General features: G+C 32.5%; 4 protein-coding genes. 2 read left to right on the top strand and 2 right to left on the bottom strand.

Annotated features, from left to right (window positions below; all coding sequences use genetic code 11):
- Positions 1–49 precede the first annotated feature (49 nt).
- Complete coding sequence (locus LDM92_RS07960; RefSeq protein ID WP_223902770.1) at positions 50–1,897, bottom strand: P-loop NTPase fold protein; 1,848 nt, start codon at positions 1,895–1,897, stop codon at positions 50–52.
- 249 nt (positions 1,898–2,146) lie between these two features.
- Here LDM92_RS07960 and LDM92_RS07955 point away from each other — a divergent pair, with 249 nt between their 5' ends.
- The gene (locus LDM92_RS07955) at positions 2,147–3,670 is read left to right on the top strand and encodes an SLAP domain-containing protein (RefSeq protein WP_223902769.1); all 1,524 of its coding nucleotides are present in this window, start codon (positions 2,147–2,149) and stop codon (positions 3,668–3,670) included.
- A gap of 209 nt (positions 3,671–3,879) precedes the next feature.
- On the top strand, positions 3,880–4,722 hold the full coding sequence (locus tag LDM92_RS07950; RefSeq protein WP_223902768.1) for a hypothetical protein: 843 nt from the start codon (positions 3,880–3,882) through the stop codon (positions 4,720–4,722).
- 72 nt (positions 4,723–4,794) lie between these two features.
- On the opposite strand, the gene LDM92_RS07945 is transcribed toward LDM92_RS07950, so the two are convergent.
- Positions 4,795–6,801, bottom strand: a complete 2,007-nt coding sequence (locus tag LDM92_RS07945) for a BspA family leucine-rich repeat surface protein (RefSeq protein ID WP_223902767.1) — start codon at positions 6,799–6,801, stop codon at positions 4,795–4,797.
- Positions 6,802–6,958: the final 157 nt, after the last annotated feature.

Raw genomic sequence — 6,958 nt, 5'->3', positions numbered from 1 at the left:
TCCTACTTTGATTAAATAAAAGATTAAAAAATCAATCTACGAGAAAAATCTATTTACACAAAAAATTTGACAGTTTCACAGGAAGAAATTCGCGTGGGTACATCAAGTAAATGTTCCAAAAGTATATATATTCAGTATCACATAAATTTTCAATAATTTTTACTTGAGATTCAATCGTTGGTGAGATGTTTGTGTAAAACTTATTATATTTTATTTGATCATAATTAAAGTTTAGTACATAAAGCAATGTTTCTGCATCATACGGTTTTCTTCCAAAATCTTTCTCTTCTTCCGAACTTATTATTGTTTGTTTAAAATATTTTTGCGCATAATCATCATATGAAAACTGCTTTAAATTAAATAAATCTATCAATTCTCTATAGATATGAAGTTTTTTACCATTAGTAATTACATGATCTGTTTCTTTTTGAACCTTATTAAAAATCTTTTCAAATTTTGAAATAACATATTCATCAGCACTTGCTTTATATTTTAATTTTTCTTGCTCTGACAATTGGCTGTTTATCTTTGTTTTTCTCTCATCATAAAGCTGACTAGCATATTTTTGTAATACAAATCTGATTAAGTCATTTGGCATCTCATATTCTGAAGACCCCACTACTTCAATAGCTACTCCTACCATGAATGAATAATCATTTTTTGCTACATCATTAGTAATAAAATAATAAAATTCTAGATAATCTTTCTTATTTTTTATATAAAATATAGATTTTAGTTTCTCTTTATTCTCTGAAGTTTCAATTAATTCTGCTGTACTATGATTTGTTGCTAGGTCATCAATAAAATAAGAAGTAGGGTTCTTTTTAAAACTTATTCGTAACGAGTTATTTGTGAATAAAATTTTATTAATTAAATTTTCAATTTCTGTTTTATTTTTTCCTTCTTGCACAACTGAATGATTATTTAACAAATCATTATAATAATTTCGGTGAAACAAATACAAATAAATAATAAGCAATTCTTGCGTTAAGTAAACCTTATCAAGTTTATTCCTGCCTATTAATTGATTCTGTACATAATTCAAATATTTATTAGCATCTCTGGCATTTTTTCTTTCATTAATAAAAATTTCGGCTATATCATTAAATTCAAAATCCCTAGTATATTTATAAAGATAAGTCTTTTTGTCAGGATTTTTATAGTTTTCTAGATTATTTCTAAGTTTCGTATTAATTAATTTTGTAATATTATCCGATTGTAATTGCACTGGTAATCCGATTTGACGATCGATTATCTTACTTAAATAGTTATCTTTATTTTTACTTATTTTATCAAAATCACCTACAAAAATGATTCTTGTCTTTCCGTTAAGTTGATTGAAAAACAAGTAAAGCTCATCTTGTACATCCTTATGCAGTCTATCAAAATCATCAACTATCAAAATCCTGGGGTGCTTTTTACGTTGCAGATTTCTTTTGTCTCGCCACAACAATAACCTATCCATATCAAAAAAATTATTTTGATAATATGTAATTAAAGTTGTGATTAAGCACGCAACAACTACTAACCAACTTTTTTCATGATTACTAAGTTGCCTTTGAATAATAGTAATTGTTGATAAGTATGTACCAACCAAAACTATTATAACGAACAGTGCAATATATAGAATTATCTTTAGCCAATAGAACTTTGGATGAATAGCTTCGAATATATTTTGAGCAAGTGAAGCTTTATTTTTAGGTTTCCATAATTTCAAATAAACAAATTTGAAATAATTATTACTTACATTCTCAACTTCTTTTAAGTATTCAGTTTTTCCGCTTCCCCAAGTTCCATTAAGAAAATAAGTTTTAGGTTGCCCTTCTTTAAGCTCTTTTGCAAAAGCTTCGGCAACTTTACTAGTGTCAATTTTATCTATTTTCCAATCTTGATTCATGCTGCCCTCTTACCATAAATTTCATATTATTATGTTTACCTCATATCAAACTAAGACTTAATTTTTTAACCTAATTATATGCTGTTTTACTCCTTAAACTGTTTAAACTGTTTTTAAAAAACCATTTTTACCCTTGCAAAATATTGAAAGCCACGCAAAAGTTTAGGTAATTTATATAATAAAACAATTTTAAATATCAGTTTAGGGTACAATAATATTAACTTAAGCGATTTTTTGTGAGGTCATAATATGAATTTTTTCAAGAAAGTTGGCATTGGCTTAACAGCCCTGACTCTAACCACCAGTCTGTTTTTGCCATATACCGCTAACCCCCAAACAGTAGAAGCAGCTCAGAAAGCCAAAGGAAAAGTCACGCTGCTTGAGAGCGATTATGTTTACAACCCGTCAGGCCATAAAATAAAATTGAAGCAAAATCGGGGTACACATAGCTATAACATTCCTAACGGCTTTAGCGCTGATCCCAAAGGCTATTTGATTACAGAAATGATAGTTTATGATGATGACAGTAGAACCAGTTATCCCTACTACGGCACTAAAAAAATTAACGGACAAAAATTTTACCACTTAGGGCATAACTATTACATTAATAATGCTAATGTTTTAAAAGTCAACGGGCGCAATATCACACAAGGTAAATTGACTATCAAGCACGATGCACTGATTTACGCCAAGACTGGCAAAACAACGGGAAAGAAACTAAGAACTAATACAGTTGTTAAGTACCAAGGAAAAGCTAAGACTGCTACTAAAGCACCCAAATATTTTTACTACCTTAATGATGTCGCAAGGTACTTCCAAGCCAAATACGTACCTGCCCACAAAATAAAAGGAAAATATTTTTACTCTTTAGGACATAATAGTTACATTAAAGCAGCCAACGTCGGCTATATTAACGGTCATATTGCTCGCTACAACGGCGTTTCGTCAGCAACTGTTCTTAAGAACACCGCCAGCATAACGGTAAATTATTCTGCCGTTAAACGTAAACTGAAAAAAGGACAGAAGATTAAACTTGATTTAACTGTTATTCCTTACCAAAATGATGGCTTTGAGGGTTATCTTTATAGACTGCACGACTATCCGGATGAATATGTTGATGAAGACGATGTTAAATTGAAAAAGAATTTGCCTATCATTGACTATCGCGACTTAGTTTATACTTACGTTACGCCAGTGACAGACAACAGCGTTGAACTTTATGACACATCTGGCAAGACAATTGGTAAACGTATTATAAAGCCGCAATACAGTAATCTAACAGTTGATGGTTTAATGTATCTCTGGGTACCTGAGGAAAATAAGGCGGAACTGTTTTATCATTGTTTAAATTACAGTGACGCTAGTGTGATTGATGCCAACCAACCAAACTCGGTGCCAAATTCAGAACCAACTTACCCTGCAAAAAAGCAAGCACTAATCTATGGCAATAACTTTATTAAGGTGAACGATGTGAAATACGTCAGCGGGTTAAAGCTAAAAGCACTGAATACGATTGAGCAGACTGAAAATGGGCAAAAGATTGCGACAGGAGCTGACAAGCAGGAACTGCTCACACTTTTTAACGAGGGAAAAGATATAGCACAAAATAGCGCTTATGATAATCTCATGTCTAATTATGATTGCGCCTTAAGAACCGCTTCTGCTATGTTAAGGTCTGATAAGGCTACTGTCACGCAAGTAGATGAAACTGTCTGGTACGTTAAAACCGCTAAAAAACAGCTGACAACTATGTCTACCCCTCCCGGTGATTAAATGGCTACTGGTCAGAGCAATATTAGTTTTACTAAAATAGTCCAAGCAAATATAATAGACAATATGTAGAGCATGGCAAAAATGAGACTATCAGTTTAATGCTGGTTCATTAGCTACTAATTATTAAAAAACAGCTATCAACTGATAAAAAGTTGTGACAAGCCTAGCGATAAAGGATATTGAAATCAAATTTAAAGGAGTAAATCAAAGTGAAATTACATAAAAATATTATTGTTGCAGCTGTTGCGGGTATTACCGTTTTAGCGCCAATTATTAGTCAAACTTCAGCTGTTTTAGCAGATGTGGCTGCAACTAACGAAACAAATACAAATACTAATACCAACACTAATACAAATAATCCAGACACAAGTGCAACAGATAAAACTGAAACTCCTGTAGCTGAACCAATTTCGCAACCTATCCAAGATACCCACGTATTAATATCAGAAATATCTTGCCCTGTAGCTGAACCAATTTCGCAACCTATCCAAGATAATGATCCCGAACCAAAGACCAATATCCACAAAACTAAGAAAACTTGGTCAAAACGCCACCAAAAAGCAAATAATTATTTCAATAAGAACGTCAAGAAGGGGCAGAAGCTAACGAATAAGACTAAAAAATTAGCCCTTTACAAGAAGATCTTGAAGCATTTTAAAAATTATAAGTCTAAGTATGCCAAGACTTTCAAGAAATATCTTAATGCAGAAATTAAATGGTTAAGCAGACAGATTAAATTGGAAAATGTTCCTACTACTAAACCATCAGGCGATTTAAAGCCACAACCTGTACAAAAGCCAAAGAAAGCAAAAGCACCTAAACAGCATGTTGGATGGAGTGATGTTGTAGAATATGGTGATTATTTATACGATTATCACTATTACAAGAAACATCCACAGGTTGATACATCATTAATTAAAAGCGATATTAAAGCTTTGAAGAAACGAGGGTATAAATTTAATTCTAATCTATCTGATAAAGGCCATGAAGCACATAACAAGAAACTGGCAATTCGTGACGCTGAACTTATTAATAAAGGCAAATTAAAATAATCTTCAGTGCCCTCACTAATAAAGCAAAAAGGCTAATTCGTATTTAAAAACGAATTAGCCTTTTTGTCTTATCTATTTAAGCTTGAACCCTTTAGGCAGCTGTGGTCTTTTGCCATTATACATAACATAAGTTTCTTTAGGACTCTTTTTAGCCGAATGGTTATACAGTTTTAGCAATTGTTTTTCCGTATATTTTTTGCCTTTAGGCTTCCTAATTGTCCCTTTACCCACTGCTTGGATATGCTTAAAGCCTTGGCCTACTCCCGAACTCTTACGTAAGCGGTAATGCCCAAGCTTGACAACAAAGCCTTTGGGATTACCGGCATTAAGCAAAATTTGACTGTTATGAATGTTAAAATTGCTTAAATCAACTCCAACTAATTTTTTATCGTTTTCAAACATTATAGTTGAAGATTTTAATTTCGGTAAATGCCAGCCACTTAAATTCACATACATCAGATTAGTACAATCATTAAACATCCCAGTCGTACTAGTAACATTAGTCATTCTGAAATGTGAAAGATCTATGCTAACCAAACTCTTATTATCAGCAAACATATAAGTCATGTCTTTAACATTCTCAGTGTTCCAGCCATCCAAGTTCAAATTGGTTAAAGAATAATCTCCAGTAAACATCCCCCACATGGTGGTAACTTTGGCAGTATTTAAATGACTTAAATCTAGACTTTCTATACTAGGATCTTCCGCAAACATTTCCCGCATATTGGTTACATTTGATGTATCTAAATGATTTAAATTTATACTTTTTAAATTAGGATTTTTCGCAAACATTTCCCGCATATTGGTTGCATTTGACGTATCTAAATGATTCAAATTTATACTCTTTAGATTAGGATTTTTCGCAAACATTCCTCTCATGTTTTTAACATTATGAGTATCAAGCTTAGCTAGATTTAATTGCTCTATCTGTGAAAAACCTTCGAACATGTATGACATGTTTGTGACATTCGCCGTATGCAATTTGCTCAAGTCAACATCCGTTAAATTAGGACAGTCAGCAAACATATACGACATATCTGTTACCTTATTGGTGTCCCAATTGTCTAAAACTAATTTTGTTATTTTGCTTGAAGCAAACATATTTGACATCTTAATAACATTACTGGTATCTAATGAACTAAGATCCAGGGTCTTTACCCCGGTTGTTCCTGAGAACATGTATTCCATGTCTGTAACTTTACTAGTATTGAGTTTGGCAAAATCTAAATTAGAAATATCAGCCCGCTCAAACATTCCTGACATATCAGTCACATTGCTTGTATCAAGGTCAGCAAAATTAAGATTTTGAAGTTTGGTTAGACTAAACATATTACTCATTTCAGTAACGCGACTGGTGTTAAAACTACTCAAGTTAATGCTTTTGGCAGTGCAACCATTAAACATATAATCCATTTTAGTGACATTACTAGTATTAAAACTGGTCAAGTTAATGTTTTCAGCAGTGCAATTACTAAACATATAATTCATGTTAGTGACATTGCTAGTATTAAAACTGCTCAAATCTAGCGTTGATAGTCCTGTAGACTCAAACATTCTACTCATATCAGTTACTTTATCAGTTTGAAAGTGACTTAAATCAAGCTCAGTCAGAGCCTGATCCATATCAAACAAGCCACTCATGTCAGTGACTTCACTGGTGTCAACTAAGTCCAGTCCCTTAATGTCTTTCAAATTATTTAGCTCGCTAAACTTATATTTTGAATCTGCAGGAAGTTTTACGGGGGAGGCAAAAACAATATGGGTAATATTATTCCCCCAACTCCATTCTTTATTAAACGGGCGACTCGAAAGAGTGCTATTTTTATGAGTTCCTTTAATTGTCAGGGTTCTGGTAACAATATCATAATTCCAGCTGCAGTCACCATCTTTGCCTGACCAAATACCTGGTATTTCTTGAATATCATTATTCACTTGATCGCTAGCATCAGGTTTATTAGTTGCAGCAGAAACCGGCTTAACAGCAGCTGCCATTAGGTTCAGACCACAAAAAGCAAGACTGCTGCTAATACCAACTTTTTTAACTAAACTTAAAATTTGTCTTGAATGGTTATGATTCATTATCATGACCTCCTTTTCATTAACTTAATTATAAGCCGTTTCAAACCCAAAATATTGCAAAATATAGTTTTCCTAGTTGCAAAAAATAATGAAAGCCAGGCAAAATCCATTAAATTTACCAGATAAAATAAATTTGAGTTTCATTTTGGGTTACGAT

Origin of the sequence: Lactobacillus laiwuensis (assembly GCF_019972835.1) — a bacterium.
In the GTDB taxonomy this organism is placed as follows: Bacteria; Bacillota; Bacilli; order Lactobacillales; family Lactobacillaceae; genus Lactobacillus; species Lactobacillus laiwuensis.
The sequence above is the reverse complement of the archived record's forward strand: the minus strand, read 5'-3'. Positions and strand labels throughout refer to the sequence as shown.

Bases quoted from the DNA above. Each gene is read 5' to 3' on its own strand.
- LDM92_RS07960 (WP_223902770.1), bottom strand. From the start codon at position 1,897: ATGAATCAAGATTGGAAAATAGATAAAATTGACACTAGTAAAGTTGCC.
- LDM92_RS07955 (WP_223902769.1), top strand. From the start codon at position 2,147: ATGAATTTTTTCAAGAAAGTTGGCATTGGCTTAACAGCCCTGACTCTA.
- LDM92_RS07945 (WP_223902767.1), bottom strand. From the start codon at position 6,801: ATGAATCATAACCATTCAAGACAAATTTTAAGTTTAGTTAAAAAAGTT.